At 42.2% G+C, this 17,326-nt stretch carries 16 protein-coding genes and 1 other annotated feature; of the genes, 7 read left to right on the top strand and 9 right to left on the bottom strand.

The features are described from left to right. Positions 1-134 precede the first annotated feature (134 nt). The 6 genes from LP667_RS14010 to LP667_RS13985 all read left to right on the top strand — a co-directional run bounded on the left by LP667_RS14010 (position 135) and on the right by LP667_RS13985 (position 7,805). The gene (locus LP667_RS14010) at positions 135-785 is read left to right on the top strand and encodes an ABC transporter ATP-binding protein (RefSeq protein WP_021731081.1); all 651 of its coding nucleotides are present in this window, start codon (positions 135-137) and stop codon (positions 783-785) included. Continuing rightward, positions 782-1,537, top strand: coding sequence for an ABC transporter permease (locus tag LP667_RS14005; protein WP_021731082.1), 756 nt, complete (start codon positions 782-784; stop codon positions 1,535-1,537). Before LP667_RS14010 ends, LP667_RS14005 begins: the two co-directional genes overlap by 4 nt. Positions 1,538-1,612: 75 nt before the next feature. After that, positions 1,613-2,698 carry a YdcF family protein gene (locus LP667_RS14000; protein ID WP_021731083.1) on the top strand — a complete coding sequence of 362 codons (1,086 nt, stop codon included), beginning with the start codon at positions 1,613-1,615 and terminating at the stop codon, positions 2,696-2,698. Between the two features lie 450 nt (positions 2,699-3,148). Continuing rightward, positions 3,149-4,150, top strand: a complete 1,002-nt coding sequence (locus LP667_RS13995; protein WP_021731084.1) for a LacI family DNA-binding transcriptional regulator — start codon at positions 3,149-3,151, stop codon at positions 4,148-4,150. Between the two features lie 54 nt (positions 4,151-4,204). Continuing rightward, positions 4,205-5,872: an alpha-glucosidase gene (locus LP667_RS13990; protein ID WP_021731085.1), complete on the top strand. Its 1,668-nt coding sequence runs from the start codon at positions 4,205-4,207 to the stop codon at positions 5,870-5,872. Beyond that, positions 5,865-7,805: a sucrose-specific PTS transporter subunit IIBC gene (locus LP667_RS13985; RefSeq protein ID WP_021731086.1), complete on the top strand. Its 1,941-nt coding sequence runs from the start codon at positions 5,865-5,867 to the stop codon at positions 7,803-7,805. The genes LP667_RS13990 and LP667_RS13985 overlap by 8 nt, the downstream gene beginning before the upstream one ends. Before the next feature lie 215 nt (positions 7,806-8,020). Here the strand turns inward: LP667_RS13985 and LP667_RS13980 are convergent, their stop codons facing one another. Further along, complete coding sequence (locus LP667_RS13980) at positions 8,021-8,953, bottom strand: helix-turn-helix transcriptional regulator (RefSeq protein ID WP_021731088.1); 933 nt, start codon at positions 8,951-8,953, stop codon at positions 8,021-8,023. Between the two features lie 109 nt (positions 8,954-9,062). Between LP667_RS13980 and LP667_RS13975 the strand changes: the two genes are divergently transcribed. Continuing rightward, positions 9,063-9,539, top strand: a complete 477-nt coding sequence (locus LP667_RS13975; protein WP_056988558.1) for a GyrI-like domain-containing protein — start codon at positions 9,063-9,065, stop codon at positions 9,537-9,539. Between the two features lie 158 nt (positions 9,540-9,697). Here LP667_RS13975 and LP667_RS13970 read toward each other — a convergent pair whose 3' ends face one another. The 8 genes from LP667_RS13970 to LP667_RS13935 all read right to left on the bottom strand — a co-directional run bounded on the left by LP667_RS13970 (position 9,698) and on the right by LP667_RS13935 (position 17,251). Continuing rightward, positions 9,698-10,633 carry a DUF4097 family beta strand repeat-containing protein gene (locus tag LP667_RS13970; protein WP_021731090.1) on the bottom strand — a complete coding sequence of 312 codons (936 nt, stop codon included), beginning with the start codon at positions 10,631-10,633 and terminating at the stop codon, positions 9,698-9,700. Then, positions 10,617-11,255: a DUF1700 domain-containing protein gene (locus tag LP667_RS13965; protein ID WP_021731091.1), complete on the bottom strand. Its 639-nt coding sequence runs from the start codon at positions 11,253-11,255 to the stop codon at positions 10,617-10,619. The genes LP667_RS13970 and LP667_RS13965 overlap by 17 nt, the downstream gene beginning before the upstream one ends. After that, positions 11,252-11,569 (bottom strand): PadR family transcriptional regulator, encoded by a 318-nt coding sequence (locus tag LP667_RS13960; protein ID WP_021731092.1) that lies wholly within the window; start codon positions 11,567-11,569, stop codon positions 11,252-11,254. The genes LP667_RS13965 and LP667_RS13960 overlap by 4 nt, the downstream gene beginning before the upstream one ends. 391 nt (positions 11,570-11,960) lie before the next feature. Continuing rightward, the gene (locus LP667_RS13955; protein ID WP_021731093.1) at positions 11,961-12,776 is read right to left on the bottom strand and encodes a transporter substrate-binding domain-containing protein; all 816 of its coding nucleotides are present in this window, start codon (positions 12,774-12,776) and stop codon (positions 11,961-11,963) included. Positions 12,777-12,829: 53 nt separating this feature from the next. Next, positions 12,830-13,054, bottom strand: a binding site (T-box leader). 304 nt (positions 13,055-13,358) lie between these two features. Continuing rightward, positions 13,359-14,120, bottom strand: coding sequence for an amino acid ABC transporter ATP-binding protein (locus LP667_RS13950; protein ID WP_021731095.1), 762 nt, complete (start codon positions 14,118-14,120; stop codon positions 13,359-13,361). An 11-nt stretch (positions 14,121-14,131) separates the two neighbouring features. Continuing rightward, positions 14,132-14,839, bottom strand: coding sequence for an amino acid ABC transporter permease (locus tag LP667_RS13945; RefSeq protein WP_021731096.1), 708 nt, complete (start codon positions 14,837-14,839; stop codon positions 14,132-14,134). Positions 14,840-14,905: 66 nt separating this feature from the next. Continuing rightward, positions 14,906-15,709 carry a transporter substrate-binding domain-containing protein gene (locus LP667_RS13940; RefSeq protein WP_021731097.1) on the bottom strand — a complete coding sequence of 268 codons (804 nt, stop codon included), beginning with the start codon at positions 15,707-15,709 and terminating at the stop codon, positions 14,906-14,908. A 315-nt stretch (positions 15,710-16,024) separates the two neighbouring features. Next, on the bottom strand, positions 16,025-17,251 hold the full coding sequence (locus tag LP667_RS13935) for an aminotransferase-like domain-containing protein (RefSeq protein ID WP_021731098.1): 1,227 nt from the start codon (positions 17,249-17,251) through the stop codon (positions 16,025-16,027). Positions 17,252-17,326: the final 75 nt, after the last annotated feature.

The following is a 17,326-nucleotide window of genomic DNA, read 5'->3' as shown; positions in this document are numbered from 1 at the left end:
CTCGTTTTTCTGTGAACTGTGTTAACCCCCATTATAGCATGCGGTCGTTGATAGGATAACCGGAGAGGATTAGTTGAAAGCCTTCTTGTTATTAGGTTATAATGATTCTAAATTAGCAGTGGGGGGTGGATCGTGTGGATTCATTGATTAGACTCAAAAAGGTTAATTATCAAGTTGCGGATCAACATATCTTATATGATATTGATTGGAAGATTCCAACTGGCGCACATATTACGTTGACTGGCCCATCGGGTGGTGGTAAAAGCACGTTATTACGAATTATTGCGGCGATGATCTCCAAAACAAGTGGCGATTTAATTTTCGATGGCCAGCCCATTGAAAGCTATGATCCGATTATGTATCGACGGCAAGTTTCTTATTGTTTTCAACAACCGACATTATTTGGTGAGACCGTGGCGGATAATTTAGCTTTTCCGTACCAAATTCGCAAACAAACGATGGATATGAAACGGGTGGTGACGGCTTTGAATAACGTCGGATTGTCAGAACGGACACTCCATCAGCCAATTACTGAGCTTTCTGGTGGTGAACGTCAACGGGTCGCCCTGATTCGTAATATCTTATTTTTACCGAAAGTGCTGTTGCTGGACGAGGTGACAGCTGGTCTGGATGAAGATAATAAACAAATTGTGCACAGGTGGTTACGTCAGTTAAATACCCAAGCTCACGTGACAACCATTATGATTACCCATGATGCTACGGAAATTGCCGCAGCCAATCAATTGGCGAAAGTCGTTGCGGGTCGATTGGAGGTGCACGCATGAATTTAGCGGTTAACAATACGTCGCTATTCTTAGCAGCAATGCTAGTTTTGGTGGCATTAGGAATTAGTTTGTGGCAAAAGCTCGGATTAGACAAGGATATCGTGATTGGGGTTATTCGGGCCGTAGTTCAGCTATTTATTGTGGGCTACTTATTAAAATATATTTTCCGTGTTAATAATTTGTGGCTGACATTAGCGATGATTGGCTTCATTATTTTTAATGCCGCTTGGAATGCGAAAAAACGTGGGCCAGGGATTGACCACGCCTTGTCAATTTCACTACTAGCTATTTTAGTTAGTACGGGAGTGACATTGGGCGTACTAGTTTTATCGGGAGCGATTAAGTTTGTACCATCGCAAATGATTCCAATCTCTGGGATGATTGCTTCCAACTCAATGGTAGCTATTGGATTGGCTTATCGAAGTCTCAATAGTCAGTTTCATGATCAGCGCCAGGGTGTGCTAGAACGACTGGCATTAGGTGCTGGGTTGCTAGATGCTTCAATTGCAATTGTACGTGAGGCAATCCGGACTGGCATGTCGCCAACGATTGATTCGGCTAAAACGGTGGGCCTAGTTAGTCTTCCCGGGATGATGTCCGGGTTGATCTTTGCGGGGGTCGATCCGGTGCGGGCCATTAAGTATCAAATCATGGTTACGTTCATGCTCTTGTCGGCGACTAGTTTAGGTTCCATCATTGCGTGTTATTTAGCCTATCGCAATTTCTATAATGAACAAAAACAGTTGAAGTAATGGCTCCTGATTGCAGTCCAGTCGGCACTCCTTTATGATGGAGTCTGGAATAAAACTTAATGCGGGGGTGTTGATGTGAATAACTCAGCGGTTTGGGTGCCAATTCCAGCAATTGTTTACTGGGGCTGGGTGGTGCCAATCACGTTTGGGGTCATTTTTGGTTGTCGTTATCATCGCGATAAGGTTCGGCTTGGTAACGGCATTTGGTTTTCGCTATTTTTCTATTCTTTTTTAACAATGTTAGCGATAACGATTTTAGGTAGTAATATCCACTGGCTGATATTGGTAAGTGGGACGCTGTTCGTTTTACTAATACTATTAATCGGCTTGATCTTCACGTTGCAAGCGTTCTTATTACTATGGAACGCGTGGATTATGTGGCGGCATGAAAGTCACACGTTAGCGAATATGTTAACGCTATATTTAGGATTAGCAATTCTGATATTACCGTTTTTAGGTAATTTATTAAATAATCACGTCCCGCAACCAGTTAGTTATTTTCTGACGGTCTTTCCGAACCTCGTGATTTTTTATCTTGGCTTTTGGTTTTATAACTACCTGACGATGTTGACGATTTATCAATTCAATTGGCCACGTCTGCGCCAAGATTATATTATCGTGCTGGGTGCCGGTTTGTTGGATGGCAAGCGTGTCTCACCATTACTAGGTCAACGTATCATGCGTGGATTGCGCTTTTATCAGAAGCAACAGCGCAAGACTCACCATCGAGCCGTGATGATTTTTTCTGGTGGTCAGGGTGGTGACGAAACGGTTCCGGAAGGGCAAGCCATGCTGGAATACGCGATTGCACATGGTTTACCGGTTAAGGATGGCTGGGCGGAAACGCAGTCGAAAACGACCTTACAAAACATGCAGTTTAGTAAACGATTGATTGATCAAGGGCCAGTTAAAAACCCCCGGACGATTTTTGTCACGAATAATTATCATACTTTTCGGGCCGGCATGTTTGCCAAACAGGCGGGACTAAAAGCAGATGGTATTGGTGCGCGGACAGCTAGGTTCTTTCTGCCGGATGCTATTATTCGTGAGTATATTGCAATATTCGTTCGTAATAAGTGGTGGCACGCGGTAGCGATGGTTGGCATCTTGATTGTATCGTTGTTGTTGACCTGGTTTGATATTTATCAAGCATCGTTATAATCAATATTGTTGATTAGAGATATCCTGAGCTAGCTAGATGGTGGCTTGGGATATCTTTTTAGGTTGTTACTGGATTGTACGAGTTATTACTCAGCATAGAACATGGTTAAAATTATTAAATACAGTCAGTCTTAACCCGATCTCCGGGGCTAAGTGTGGCGGAAGCAGGGCGGATATGTATTTGAATTCTCCATAAAACTACTACGCAAGTTCAAATACGTGTCTTATTCTAGGTAGTCTGAGAAAACTTACCGGCCGCGTTTCAGGAAGGCATTCGGATGGCTGATGAACGACTATTCAACTTGGTATAATTGGTTGTTGGGTGGTGTGTTCAGCTAAACGTTGTGCTAGTGCGAACCGGTTAATAGACCAATAAATTTATTTTTCTTGACAAATTAACAATAGGTCGTTATATTGATTATGGAAACGATTCCAAATGGAGGTGCTTAAATGACAACGATTAGTGAAATAGCAGCTGAAGCAGGTGTAGGCGTTGGGACCGTCTCGCGATATTTAAATCATCGGCCTAGTGTCTCGGTTGCTAAGAAAAAGCAGATCCAGGCGGCAATCGAAAAATTAAATTATACTCCGAATGCCATTGCCAGTCAGTTACGTGCACGTAGTACCAATACGATTGGTGTACTGGTCTCACGAATTTCCAACCCGTTCTTTGCACAACTATTTGATGCTTTGGAACGGGAACTAAACCGGTATGGTTTTCAAGTGATTGTAATGCAGACACACGATGATGCGCTGGCAGAACAGCGTTTTCTAGATAAGCTTAAACAACAACAAGTTGATGGCGTTATTCTAGCTTCTATTGAAAATCAACGATTACTAGAGCAGTTGGCAGCGACATATGCTAATCAAATGGTGTTATTGAATGAGGAAACGGCTGACATTGGTATTCCAATGATTAGTTTAAATCACTACCAGGCAACCAGCGATGCATTGGCATATTTGTATCACCAAGGTCATCGGCGAATTGCTTATGCCACGGGTGGGGATTTTCCTAGCACCCATCATGGACGTTCACGAACACAAGCTTATTTAGATTTTTGTGAAGAACAGCAACTGGCTGTAAATAATGATTGGATTTTTGCACAACAACATACGATTACGGATGGACAGGCATTGGGGAAGCAGTTGGCATACTTAAATCCTAGTGACCGGCCGACTGCGATATTTACAAATTCCGACGAGGTGGCTGTAGGGGTGATCGATGAGTTGCAGCGACAACATTTTCGGGTTCCCGATGATATGGCCGTGATGGGATATGATGATCAGCCTTTCGCGGCGGTTGCACAAGTTCCGTTAACGACGGTTCGGCAACCGGTAGCGGCGATGGCTAAGATGGCGGTCGATCAGCTGTTACACCACTTGGGACGATTAGATCGACCTGAGTTAACCATTGATTTAAAATTAGATTTAATTAGAAGAAAAAGTGCTTAGGCTTTTTTCTTTAAGCAAATTTGGAATCGATTCCAATTATAAGGAGTGCTCATAATGCAAACAAATTGGTGGCAAAAAGAAGTTTTCTACCAAATTTACCCGGCGTCATTCAAAGATGCTAATGATGATGGTATTGGTGACTTGCGCGGGATTATTCAGATGTTACCTAGGCTGAAGCAGCTGGGAATTACCACGATCTGGTTGTCTCCGATATACCAATCACCGATGGTCGATAATGGCTACGATATTTCTGATTATCAAGCTATTGATCCTCGGTTTGGAACGATGGCTGATTTTGATGAATTGATGGTGGCAACTAAACGTTTGGGATTAAAAGTGATTTTAGATTTGGTCATCAATCATACTTCTGACCAACATGCATGGTTCCAAGCCGCAATTAAATCGCCAACGAGTCCGTATCGTGATTTTTATATTATTAAACGCGGCCAACATGGTAATCCACCTAATAATTGGCGTTCAAATTTTGGTAAAGGCTCGTCATGGACGCTGCTACCAGGAAGTCACGACGAGTATTATCATCATGTCTTTTCTAAACAACAACCGGACCTAAATTGGGAAAATCCGGTTTTAAGACAACGACTTTATCAAATGATTAATTGGTGGTTGGCCAAGGGGGTTGCAGGTTTTCGAATTGATGCGATAACATTCATTAAAAAAGATCAAGATTTTGCCACCATTAGCCCTGATGGTGTTGATGGTTTAGGTAAAGTCAAACGTAAATCAGAAAATCGACCTGGAATTGAAAAATTCTTAACTGAATTGAATGCTGTTACTTTTAAACCCGCTAATGCGGTGACAGTTGGAGAAGCATCAGGAGTTAGTTATGACCAACTTGGACAATTCATCGATAAAACAGGGTACTTTTCAATGATTTTTGACTTTCACTATGCAGATATTGATATTGAATCCGGCTCAGAGTGGTATCGCCGTGTTAAGTGGACACCTGCAGATTTGCGACATGCAATCTTTAAGAGTCAACTGGCGATTCAAAACGTCGGTTGGGGAGCCAACTTTTTTGAAAATCACGATCAACCACGTAGTATTGATAAATATATCCAGGCACCAGCATATCGTAATGAAATAGGTGCCAAAGCGTTAGCATTACTTTATTTCAACTTACGGGGTTGTCCATTTATTTATCAAGGACAAGAGCTAGGCGTTACGAATGCGCGGCGCGACTCGATTACAATGTTTAACGATTTGAGTAGTCGCGACAACTATGATCGTGCTATTGAGGAGGGATACTCAGCGAATGACGCACTTGCTTTTGTAAATGCTCGTTCCCGCGACAATGCGCGGTTGCCATATCCATGGGATGATTCCGTCAATCAAGGTTTTAATCAGGGGGCCAAACCGTGGATTGCGCCAAAGCAGCTGCATGATAAAGTGGATTGGCAAAGCGAACAATTAGATTCAAATTCAGTTTGGCATTTTTATCAATCATTGATTAAGTTGCGGCAAGTATCGGATTTAAGCCATGATTTAATCGTCGGTGATTTCCAGCCAATTACTTGTGATTGTGACCAAGTGATTGCTTATCAACGTGGTCAAAAGGTTCAAGTTTATGTTAATTTAAGTACGGATTTTTTGAGCTTAACGCTACCTGATGGCAAACCACGATTAAATAATTACGCCCATTATCAGCCTAATACGTTGGAGCCATACCAAGCCATTCTTTTTGAGGTGAATTCAAATGAGTAAAAACTATCAAGCACTTGCGAAACAAATTATCGATATTGTTGGTGTTGACAATGTTGAGTCTGTCACCCATTGTCAGACACGATTGCGGTTTGTCGTTAAAGACCCTAAGCGGATTGACAAGGCTGCACTTGAAGATTTAGATGAAGTTAAAGGCGTTTTCTTTGGCTCAGGACAGTATCAAATTATTATTGGTACTGGGGTCGTTAACGATGTGTATGATGCAATCGAAAAGCTACATTTAGTTAATGCAATTTATGGTCAGGAGACAGCGGCCACGACGACTACGTCTACTGATGATCAAAAAACGGCATTACAACGCTTTATGGCGATGCTTTCGGGAATCTTTATTCCGATTATTCCAGTGATTGCAGCCACTGGACTTTTCCTAGGGTTACAAAGTGCACTGACTAATGACCAGGTTTTACAATTGTTTGGGACTTCTTCAGCCGCTATTCCAGCAAGTCTCAATACCGTGATTTCAGTTTTAACGGGAACTGTTTTTTCATTTTTACCAGCTTTAATTGTTTGGTCAACATTTCGCTACTTTAAAGGTACGCCAATTGTTGGTATTGTAATTGGGTTAATGCTAGTTTCACCTTCGCTGCCTAACGCGTATTCAGTTGCGGGTGGGACGGCTAAAGCAATTATGTTATTTGACAAGATCCCAGTTGTCGGCAGTCAAGGGTCCGTGTTAACAGCGCTAGTTGCTGGCTTTCTAGGAAGTAAGTTGGAACGTTATTTCCATAAGCACGTGCCTAACGTCCTAGATCAAATATTAACCCCTTTTTTAACAATGTTGGTTACTTTTGGTATTATGATTTTAGGAGTAGGGCCGATTGTCCACTGGATTGAAAATATTATGATTGCTGGTGTGGAAGGCCTGATCAACCTACCATTCGGGATTGGTGGTTTCTTGATTGGTGCTGCTTATCCGTTGATGGTGTTAGTGGGTATCCATCAGATGATGATTGCCATCGAGACGTCACTATTAGCGGCGACTAAACTAAATCCATTAATTACATTGGAAGCAATGTATGGCTTTGCTAATCTAGGTGTGGCTTTAGCAATGATTTTACGGGCTAAGTCGCAAAAGGCTAAGGCTAATTTTATTGGCGCGTTCTCTTCACAGCTATTTGGGGTTTCGGAACCAACCTTGTTTGGGGTCTTAATCCGCTATAACTTCAAACCATTGATTGTAACCGTTTTAACTAGTGGATTGGGTGCCGGCGTTCTAAGCATTTTGAGCGTTGCTGCCAATTCATATGGGTTGGCTGTAGTACCCTCTTACCTGATGTATATTTATAATGCCCGTGATTTACTGATCTATACGATAGTCTCATTACTGACGGTAGTTGTGGCTTTTGTTGCGACTAACATGTTTGCGATTCCTAAAGATATTTTAAAAGCTGACCAAGTGCAACCGGCGATTGTGGATGATACGATATTTGCACCAGTTACTGGTGAAAGTATCGCTTTGGATACGGTCAATGATCCAGTGTTTGCTTCTAAGATGATGGGGGACGGTATTGCAATTAAGCCACAGCAACAGCAACCGGTTAAAATTTATGCGCCGCAAAGCGGTCATATGAATGTTGTAGCTGATACGGGACATGCTTACGGCTTGACGACTGATAGTGGAATCGAATTGTTAGTTCATATTGGCATTGATACCGTGTCCCTGAAAGGACAAGGATTTAAGGTTGCGGTTAAGCCGGGACAAAATGTTCAAAAGGGTGATTTGTTAGGTGAGTTTGATCCAACAGTAATTACAGCCGCCAATTTAGATGATACGGTTATGGTTATTGTAACTAATAGTAAAGATTATCAACAGATTGAGTCTGAGCCTAATCAGCCTATTAAAGCTGGTAAAGCGTTGATTGCAGTCCAAGGACGCCCAGAAATACTAGCTCCTAATATTTCACCAACTGATTAACATCAGCTGCCGGATAGAAAAATTGTCGAAACGTACGCCAAAAGGTTGCTTGTTTCGCTTGACCAAAATCCGGTAATTATTTTAAGCCCAGAAATAATCGCCGGATTTAAGACCACCTTTTGGCCCACTTTCTTTTATACGATGTACGGTCAATGGTGGGGCTAAGAACAATTTTCAGTGGTTAGTTATTTATAAAATACTGCCTTATTTGCAAATTACTGATATCGTTCCCGCAAGTATCTTTGTAACTCATCAGGTAGCTGAACAGGTACCACGTCTTGCCCAAGAAATTGCAGCCAATCACCAAAAAAGGCGATTTCATCAACGGTTAGTGGCAAATGGTGCCGTAAAATACCACGCATTTGATAAGGATCAGTGTACGATAGTGACAACGAAAAAGGATGGTATCGTTTGAAACGACTAACCGCTGTAGGACCTAGGTGCAGTTCAACATTTGGCGCTGGGGTTGCTGCTTGCAGTTTGGCTTCGATGGCCTGGGAATTCAAATTAACGTTAGCGTTTTCTACATGAGTAATCTTAGTTAAGGGCCATTGCACTAAAACGTTCGTCGCTAAGTTAATAAATTCCAGCCACCATTGACTTTGTTCATGGTAGAGATGTGTAACAGCCACGGTGTAAGTATGCTCATGGCTATCTGTCAATTGCATACACTGGTTAATGATCAATTGTTGAATGAGTGCTTCCAATAGCGGATCCGGCAAGTCTGCCCGGTCAAGCAAATTGGGATTTTGCGGATGAGTGCCATCAAAAATGATTCGTTGATTTAGGATGAGCAGATCATCTTGTTGAGTCATTGGGATGAGACCGAGTAATTTTTCGGTCACCGTTCGGCGGCTAGTGAGGTAGGGGAGCTGCTGGTTGCGAGTGGCCATAAATGCGATGAACATCATTTTGATTTCGTCAGTTGTAAAATGGATGGCAGGAAGTACCTGATTACGCATAACGGCGTAGCCACCGTTGCGGCCCGTTTCTGCAACTAATGGTAGTCCTAAATCTTCGATTGTCCGCACGTAACGAATAGCGGTTGATCGTGAGATGTTGAATTCTTGCATCAATTCTTTAAGTGTAAATTGGGAACGATTGTTGATATAGCGCATAATCATGTTGATTCTAGTTGTTTTATTCATCAGGTAACCTTCTTTTTTACAAAAGGTGTCACTTTTTGAAACCTTTTATCGTTATTATAAAAGCAATCAAACGGAATACCAAGGTAATTCCAAGAAAGTAGGAATAATAATGACAGCTTATCAAATCGAAACTAAGAAACAATTTACTGTTGCAGGATTGGAAATGACGATTAATAGTCAATTTAATGATTTTGCAGGTATCAATCGTGAGAAGACCGACTTTTGGACGCGAATTAACACGGATGGCTCGTTAGCTAAGTTAGTGTCACAAGCAAAGGATAGTAGTTTGTATGCAGTTAACGAAGTTGTTAATAATAAGATGATGCATTATGCGGCCGTTTTACCTAAGAATGAGCAAGTTGCTGCTGACCGACTCATCGAATTTCCAGGTGGCACATATTTGGTCGTGACGGGGACGGCGGCTTCACAAGAAGAACTAACGGCACAATTAACTGGTGCAGTATTTGGCGAGATCCTGCCTCAGTTGACAACTTACAGTTATGTTGGTGGACCAAATGCAGTTCAGATGCAAGCAGTTGATGATAAATTTCAAGGAATGGATTTAGTACCCGTTGTTATGAACTAGAGTAATTGTGAAGCAGCTCAAAATGTGACTAGTAAATTATTTCGTTGCCTGTTGATAATCGAGATCAAAGAAGCCCTTTAAGAACTTATTGTGAGTTCTTAAAGGGCTTCTTTTTTTCTTGACGATTGAAATTAACCGATTTTTGGATGTTTGCTAGATTAGTTACTAGTGACAGTAATATCACCATCGGCAGTCGTCAAGCGGTATTGAACCGCTGCTGCTTGATTAACTTGATAGCCACTGCCATCGGATTGGGTATGATCAAAGATGTGTAAATCACCATCACCGGTACTTGCTCGGACACCGGTTGTCCGCGATACGGTGCTGTGAATATCGCCATCGCTAGTTGTGGCCGCTAAGTTTTCGGTAATATGATTATTATTGAGCGTAATATCACCATCACTAGTCGTTATTTTAAGTGCTTTGAATCGATTATTGTTCAGGTGAATATCGCCTTCATCAGTAACAATTTTAGAAGCATTCGTAGTAAAACGACTATCAGTAATATTGACGTCTGGATCGCCATCGATTTGTAGACTAGGTGCTGATGTCCGTGTTAAACGCAAATTATCACCGGTCAACGTCAATGAACGATTAATTTTGACATCAGTCAAGCTGACGTTACTATCGGTACTCAGGTTTTGTAGATGGTTGGCGGTGATATTTTGTAACGTGATGTTGCCGCTTTGACTCGTTTTAGCGGTAATTCGATTGACGGTTGTCCCTTTAGGAACCGTAATCGTTGTTGTATCAGCAAATTGACCAACATTGTCGAACATGAAGCCCACGGTTTTAGTGTTGTGCGATGTTGATGTAACGATCACGTGACCATTGTCGGTCGTAATGGTTGGTAAGGTGCGTGCGGCCGTGACGGTAACGTTAGTGGTCGTGCCTTGCTTGATAATAACATTATTAGCAGTCGCTATCGTGATATCTTTTATTTGGCTAACATGATAATGCTTGGTTTTATGGTGAACGACATGGAAGCCTTGATCCCAATAGACACTCTGAATACCGTTATTTGCAATGCCAAACATGGTCAGAATAAGTCCAAGAACTAATAAGATAACGCCAACTCTAATTGTCTTTCGCATGGTGCCGACCTCCTCGCTCCGCACGATTCTTCTTAACAAATCGGTGGTATAAATTTTGTACGATTTTTGCAATTCCTTGTAGAATAACACTGATCAGCCAGATAAATAGTGGTAATACTAATAGTTCAGCGCCGATAATAGCGAGGCCACTGCCAAGGTAGAACAGGGCCACCCATAGTGATTGACTGAAGACCCCAATGCCGGCTGTCAACATGGCAAATGCGAGAATGGTAACTCCCACTAAGATGGCGCCTGCCGCGATGACAAATGCAAAGGCGGTAACAGCTAAGGCAAAGAAAACGGCTAAAATGGCAATTAGTGCAGGAATTGTGATTGGTGTTGATAGTAGCGCTAACACAATTAGCCAAATTGTGCGTACGTTGGCCTGTGACTTTTGCCGTTTAGATAGATTTGCATTGAGATTTTCATTGAAGCGAATCGAATAGTCAGCTAATACTTTACGTGCCAACTGCTTAGGTGTTCCTAGTTCGGCGACACAATCATCGTAACGATCGATTGCTGCATCAAGTAAATATTCGCGATAGAATTCAACGACCTCATCGCGTTCATCATTGTTGAGTTGAACGAGTAGTGCGTCAAATTTGGATAAGTAATCGTTCATGATTCATCCTCCCCCTGAAGTAATTGGTTAATGGCCAAGTAGTAAGTCTGCCACTCTTGCTGAATCGTATTTAATTGGGTCAAACCACTAGCTGTAATTTGATAATAGCGGCGGTTACGCCCTTGATAAGCTTGATCATAGGTAGTGACCCAGTCATTTTTCTTGAGTCGCCGAAGTACTGGATAAAGCGTTGATTCGGATACTGAGATGGCGGCTTGTAGACGTTGAGTCAGCGCATAACCATAGTAGTCTTGGTGCTTAAGACAAGCTAAAACACAACCGTCAAGCAATTCGGAACTAATTTGAATGGCCATTACTATCCCTCCTGTTATATTATACGACGTATAGTATTGATCAATGAGTAGTATACAGCGAAGAAGAATTGACTGTCAAATATAAATATTAAAAAATAATATAGGCTAACGTGCACCGATAGTAGCGTTAGGGTGATTGTTACTGGTTACGTTTAAACATTTGCATAATTATTAGTGGCAGACATATTCCATAGTGGTGGGAATAAAACGGGCTTATTTTGGTACGAGAGATTGTGGACTGCTTTTTGTCGCGCCAAAAAGCCTCCCAAAGGTAGAAAAAATCTTTGGGAGGCACAGATGTTGTTACGAGTTATGACTGCAACAATCGTAAGTAGTTTCTTTATAAAGCTTGGCGAACAAGCTATTTTTTAGAACATAGATGAAGTATCACTTACTTATTAGTGACATTACCACCGAAGTATTTAATAGATAGTTTTTTTAGTGTGCCATCCTGGCGCAATTCTTGAATGGCCTTAGAAAGTTGTTTTTGCAGTTTGGCGTGTTTTTTGGTGACAATGGCGCCTATTTTTTGGGTCTTGATTTCTGAACCACCGCTAATGAATTTTAAGCTCGCCTTGGGGTTCTGCTTGAGGTAGGCGTAGAAAGCTTCCCGCGAGTTAATCGTGCCGGCAACGCGGCCCTGATTCACTAGATCAATTGACTGTTGAAAGCCATCAGTGGGGGTGACAGTAGCTCCTAAGCGCTTAGCATCGTTAGCGTTATTGCTAGTTGTTGTTTGGGCCACTTTTTGTCCCTTGATATCGGTGATTTTCTTAATTGATGATGATTTTTTAACAGCTAGTTGTGATTTAGAGTAAATATAAGGGGTCGAGAATAAATATTTTTGTTTACGTTGTGCCGTCTCAGCAATATCGTTGATCACGACGTCATACTTGTTAACATCGAGGCCAGCAATCAGTGAATCGAATTTAGTTGGTACGAACTGGGCTTTTAGACCGAGCTTCTTGGCGACGGCCTTGCCAAGATCGACCTCAAAGCCAGTCAACTTACCGTCTTTGCGATAACTGTAAGGCTGAAAAGTCCCCTCTAGGCCAATGGTCAACGTGCCACTCTTTTGTAGGCCAAGCTGACTACTAGCGCTAGAAGTACTACTTTTTGATGAGTTAGAGTTACCACATGCCGTTAATGTAACTGTCAGTGCGAGTCCTAAAATTGCTAAACTTAATGTTTTAATCCATTTCTTCATAATTGATTACCCCCGTAGATGTGTTTAGTGACAAAAAAAGTCGTCCCTTAATATAAAAGGACGACTGCTGACCGTGGTACCACCTTAGTTTCCAAGCGTGTGCACCATGCTTGGCTCAATTTCACTTGGTACGCTAACGGGTACGACACGTCACTGGTTTGCTAGAGCTCGCCAGTACCATTTAGAGACCATCTTCGTGTTACCGTCCGACCGTTTTGCACCAACCAACGGCTCGCTATGCGTGGCAATCACACTACTCATCTCATCACAACGTTTAGATATTGAAGCTAGTTTACAAGATTAAATTAAAATTGTCAAACTAAAATCACATACTAAGTTAATCGAAAAGCCATTTTATGCCAACCGTTTTTGATTTATTAGTGCCGCTAACAATTAAATTGTTACGGTAATGTCGTTAGCAACTGACGCCAAAGCGTTCGAGATAAGAGATTTGGACAAATTAAAAGTGTTCAGTCGCTTAAGAAAAGACTGCTTCTTAAGAAATCGAACACAATTTTTTTGTCAATATTGTCGAAACGTGCGCCAATAGGTTGCTTGTTCCGTGTAATCCCAATCCGGCAATTATTGATTGGCTTTATCTGAAATAGTTGTAAAAGTCATTGCGGCTAGGAAGTCGGCAATCCGCTGAGTTGGTTGCTTGAAGAATTCAGCGGGGGTGCCATCGAACAAGATTTTACCATCCTCAACAAATAAAATCTTATCAGCTACGGCGCGTGCAAATTCCATGTTATGGGTGACGATAATCATGGAGTCGTCTTCTTGGGCAAGTGCGAGTAGGACGCGCAGGACCCCGGCTTCTAGTTCCGGATCTAACGCGCTAGTTGGTTCATCTAATAAGATAAATTCGGGATTCATTGCCAATGAGCGCGCGATGGCAACTCGCTGTTGTTGACCACCAGATAATTGTTCAGGATAGGCATCGGCTTTATCTTGCAAACCGACCCGCGCTAATAATTCTAAGGCCGTTTTTTTAGCAGTAGCGGGGTCCTTTTTCAAGACTTGTACCGGCCCCTCCATAACATTTTTAACCACGCTGAGATGGGGAAATAAATTATAACCTTGAAAGACCATCCCAGTTTTACGCCGAATGGTGAGAATCGTCTTGTTCGTTAACGGTTTGGCAAAGTCAATGGTCTCGTCATTGAAGTGGTATTGGCCATTTTCGGGACGCTCTAATAAGTTCAGGGAACGTAATAAGGTTGATTTGCCAGAACCAGACGGCCCAACGATCACGGTTGTCTGGTGTTCTTTAAATTCAGTATTAATATCGGTTAACGCTTGGTGATTGCCAAACGTCTTGTTTAAGTGTTCTAATTTGATCATTCGACAACCTCCTAATTAAGTGGCCGCAAGTAACGGGATGTGCGCTTTTCTAAGTAGCTTTGTAACCAGCTAAGAAGCGTACATAAGATTGCGTACAGAGCGGCGACTAAAGAATACATGACGAGCGGCTGATAATTTTGTGCTGCAATTTGTTGACTAACTTCAAACATTTCGATAATGGTAATCGAAGCAGCCAACGATGTATCTTTAACTAAACTAATGAAGCTGTTAGCAAGCGGCGGTAAGGATACTCGGGCTGCTTGCGGCAAAATAATGCGTTTAAGTACTTGTGATTTAGTCATCCCGATAGAGTAGGCGGCTTCCCACTGACCTTGAGGGATCGAAAGAATCGCTGCTCGAATCGTTTCAGCACAATAAGCCCCAGTGTTTAAGGAGAAAGTGGCAATCCCAGCTGTCCACGGATCTAATTGGACACCGTTGGGAAAAATTCCCTTGATTTTAAGGTAGGGGAGTCCAAAGTAGACGATGAAGAGTTGTACTAGTAATGGGGTACTCCGGAATAGCCACACGTAGAAGTTAGCAATGGCCTTCAGAATTAAAAACCAGCCACGGCGGGTCGAAATCTTAACGAGTGCCGTGAAAATAGCTAGAATCAAGCCAAGAATAAATGAAATGATAGCAATCGGAATGGTGTACTTTAAGCCTGCCGCGGCAATTTGCGGCGTTGATGTGACAATAATGTGCCAGATTGAATCCATAGGAGCCTCCTGTAACGCTTAGAATTTGGTGCTATGTATCCCGCTTTGACAGCGGGGAGTGGTATCTTACTTATCAGTAACGTTACCACCAAAATACTTGTTGGACAATTTCTTTAACGTGCCATCTTTACGTAATTCTTGAATGGCTTTAGAAATTTGTTTTTGCATCTTTGGATGTTGCTTAGTAACAATGGCGCCAATTTTTTGTGCTGCAATATGGTCACCAGAGTCAATTAACTTAATGTTAGCCTTCGGATTTTGCTTGAAGTAAGCATAGAAGGATTCTCGTGAGTTAATGGTTCCAGCGACGCGGCCTTGTGAGACTAAATCAATTGACTGTTGGAAACTGTCAGTTGGAGTGATGGTTGCACCCAAACGTTTAGCATCAGTGGCGTTGTTACTAGTAGTCGTTTCAGCGACTTTCTTACCTTTAATGTCAGTAATCTTACTCATCGATGAATTCTTTTTAACGGCTAATTGTGATTTAGAATAGATGTAGGGGGTCGAGAAGAGATACTTCTTTTTCCGTGCCGCCGTTTCGGACATGTTATTCATTACAACGTCGAATTTATTCGTATCCAATCCGGCAACCAATGAATCAAACTTCGTTGGCACAAATTTGGCCTTTAATCCCATCTTCTTAGCAACTGCTTTTCCAAGGTCAACTTCAAAACCAGTTAACTTGCCGTCTTTACGGTAGCTATAAGGTTGGAAAGTGCCTTCCAAGCCGATTGTCAATGTCCCCGATTTTTGCAATCCGAGGTCGTTAGACTTAGAACTGCTACTAGTGTTACTACCACAGGCGGTTAATGTAACTGCTAAACCTAACCCGAGAACCGCAACGCCTAATTTTTTAATCCATGACTTCATGATTCACACTCCTAGAAATTTTTCACAACACTCCTAGTTTATCCGAAAATGAATCTGTTAACAAAAAATAAGCATTGAGTGTCGCCAACGGACCAATGCTTATTTCATAATCGGCTAGTATAGCGTTAGTGTAGCGAATTGAAAGGAAGCTGTCAAACCCTTTTTGAGTTAGGAAAATGCGATGTGTTGAAGGTCAGAAAAAAGGCCTTAATTTAATGGGATTAATAATTATTATGGGCATAAAAATTCCAATCCAATCAAAAAATGCGACTAATCGCAAATATTGCCATTAGTCGCATTTTTGATTGGATCAACTTAGAATTGGGGTGCAAATGATGTTGCTGGAACGATCATTGGCGCTGGTTGTAAGATATGGCCGAGCCGTTCGATTCCTTCAGTAATTGTAGCGGTGTCTAAGTTAGTAAAGTTCAAGCGGAACCCGTTTTTAACCTTGCGACTTGCGAATTGGCAAGCTGCCGGAACGTAGGCCACGTGCGCTTGCGGTAAAACAACGTCATTGAGCAAGTCTTTAGCATCAACACCTTCTGGCAACGTCACCCAGATGAAGAAGCCACCGTTTGGTCGGGTGTAGTGGACATTTTGTGGGAAATATTGGTCGAGTGCTGTTAGCATGGCATCACGCTTGATCTGGTAGGAGGCACTGATGGTAGCGATGTGTTCGTCAATGTCGTGGCTATCCAGATAGCTGTTAATGGCAGCGAGTGTCACGTTGGGTGATTGAACGTCAATTGCGGATTTAAGACCAATTAATTCGTGCATGATGGTGTCGTCAGCCACAATCCAACCAGTACGTAAAGCTGGGGATAGAATTTTTGAAAAACTGGAGATGAAGATGACGCGTCCTTCGGTATCATAATGCTTGATGGCTGGAATGTTTTGACCACTATAGCGAAGGTCCCGGTAAGGACTGTCTTCTAAAATAATAACGTCATATTGATTAGCGAGGCTGACGAGAGCTTGCCGCCGCTTGGAACTCATCGTGGTGCCAGTCGGGTTATGGAAGTCAGGAATCGTATAGATTAACTTGATTTCGGGATGGGCCTTCAGTGTTTTACGTAGTTGACGAATGTTCATGCCATTATCATCAACTGGAATTTCGTAGTAAGTTGGTTCATAAGTGTCGAAGGCCGCTAAAGCGCCCATGTAAGTCGGTCCTTCAACGACCATGGCGTCACCGTGATTTAATAATAGTTTAGCGACTAGGTCGATAGCCTGCTGGCCCCCTTGTGTCATCATGACGTTGTCGGCACTAACTTGGACATCTGCATGGGTCAACATACGATCAGCAATCTTTTGACGTAGCGCCAAGAGTCCTTGAGTTGATGAATACTGGAAGATACCTTGGCCATCATGTTCAATGGCGTCCCGGTATGCCTGCTTTAAATCGTTATCAGGAAATAAATGCTGATCCGGAAAGCCGCCAGCGAAGGAAATGTTTTCCGGGTTGGCACTATTCTTGAAGATTTCATCGAGGTCAGAAGTGTCATTGTTCAACACGCGATTTGCAAATAATTTTTTCATAATAATTTCCCCCACTCAGTTTTTGTACTTAAACTGTTTTCTTTGATTGTTAATATGATAAAATAAAGCTCGTGA

It is taken from the genome of Lactiplantibacillus paraplantarum (genome assembly GCF_003641145.1).
Classification (GTDB): Bacteria; Bacillota; Bacilli; order Lactobacillales; family Lactobacillaceae; genus Lactiplantibacillus; species Lactiplantibacillus paraplantarum.
The sequence above is the reverse complement of the archived record's forward strand: the minus strand, read 5'-3'. Positions and strand labels throughout refer to the sequence as shown.

Bases quoted from the DNA above. Each gene is read 5' to 3' on its own strand.
- LP667_RS13955 (WP_021731093.1), bottom strand. From the start codon at position 12,776: ATGAAGAAATGGATTAAAACATTAAGTTTAGCAATTTTAGGACTCGCA.
- LP667_RS13990 (WP_021731085.1), top strand. From the start codon at position 4,205: ATGCAAACAAATTGGTGGCAAAAAGAAGTTTTCTACCAAATTTACCCG.
- LP667_RS13965 (WP_021731091.1), bottom strand. From the start codon at position 11,255: ATGAACGATTACTTATCCAAATTTGACGCACTACTCGTTCAACTCAAC.
- LP667_RS14005 (WP_021731082.1), top strand. From the start codon at position 782: ATGAATTTAGCGGTTAACAATACGTCGCTATTCTTAGCAGCAATGCTA.
- LP667_RS13975 (WP_056988558.1), top strand. From the start codon at position 9,063: ATGACAGCTTATCAAATCGAAACTAAGAAACAATTTACTGTTGCAGGA.
- LP667_RS13970 (WP_021731090.1), bottom strand. From the start codon at position 10,633: ATGCGAAAGACAATTAGAGTTGGCGTTATCTTATTAGTTCTTGGACTT.
- LP667_RS13940 (WP_021731097.1), bottom strand. From the start codon at position 15,709: ATGAAGTCATGGATTAAAAAATTAGGCGTTGCGGTTCTCGGGTTAGGT.
- LP667_RS13995 (WP_021731084.1), top strand. From the start codon at position 3,149: ATGACAACGATTAGTGAAATAGCAGCTGAAGCAGGTGTAGGCGTTGGG.
- LP667_RS13945 (WP_021731096.1), bottom strand. From the start codon at position 14,839: ATGGATTCAATCTGGCACATTATTGTCACATCAACGCCGCAAATTGCC.
- LP667_RS13985 (WP_021731086.1), top strand. From the start codon at position 5,865: ATGAGTAAAAACTATCAAGCACTTGCGAAACAAATTATCGATATTGTT.
- LP667_RS13960 (WP_021731092.1), bottom strand. From the start codon at position 11,569: ATGGCCATTCAAATTAGTTCCGAATTGCTTGACGGTTGTGTTTTAGCT.
- LP667_RS13950 (WP_021731095.1), bottom strand. From the start codon at position 14,120: ATGATCAAATTAGAACACTTAAACAAGACGTTTGGCAATCACCAAGCG.
- LP667_RS13935 (WP_021731098.1), bottom strand. From the start codon at position 17,251: ATGAAAAAATTATTTGCAAATCGCGTGTTGAACAATGACACTTCTGAC.
- LP667_RS13980 (WP_021731088.1), bottom strand. From the start codon at position 8,953: ATGAATAAAACAACTAGAATCAACATGATTATGCGCTATATCAACAAT.